Source organism: Jatrophihabitans lederbergiae, assembly GCF_031845305.1.
GTDB lineage: Bacteria > Actinomycetota > Actinomycetes > Mycobacteriales > Jatrophihabitantaceae > Jatrophihabitans_A > Jatrophihabitans_A lederbergiae.
In genome coordinates this window covers 1-248 of the sequence record NZ_JAVREH010000292.1, presented here as the reverse complement: position 1 = coordinate 248, position 248 = coordinate 1, and the positions used below count along the sequence as shown (strand labels likewise).

Here is a 248-nt window from a genome sequence, read left to right as displayed (position 1 = left end):
GAACTCGCCACGCTGCAACTCGGCCCAAAACACCTGCACGTTCTCCGTGATCATGTGATTAGCGAACCGCATGGTCAACACCTCCACTCAGTCAGGTGTTGCGATCACCGCGAGAACCCAAGGATCCCTCTGCGGGCGTCCCGGGGTTGCCCGAACCTGACGTCAGTAGTGGTCCCGGGCTTGCAGGACGACGACGTGGTCATCGGTGACGTAGTAGACGAGGCGGTTGGCTTCGTCGATCCTGCGTG

Annotated in this window: 1 protein-coding gene; it reads right to left on the bottom strand. The window is 60.9% G+C overall.

Annotated elements, in window-relative coordinates; genetic code table 11:
* Positions 1–162 precede the first annotated feature (162 nt).
* The gene (locus RM423_RS26225) at positions 163–240 is read right to left on the bottom strand and encodes a type II toxin-antitoxin system YoeB family toxin (protein WP_396327883.1); all 78 of its coding nucleotides are present in this window, start codon (positions 238–240) and stop codon (positions 163–165) included.
* Between the last annotated feature and the right edge of the window lie 8 nt (positions 241–248).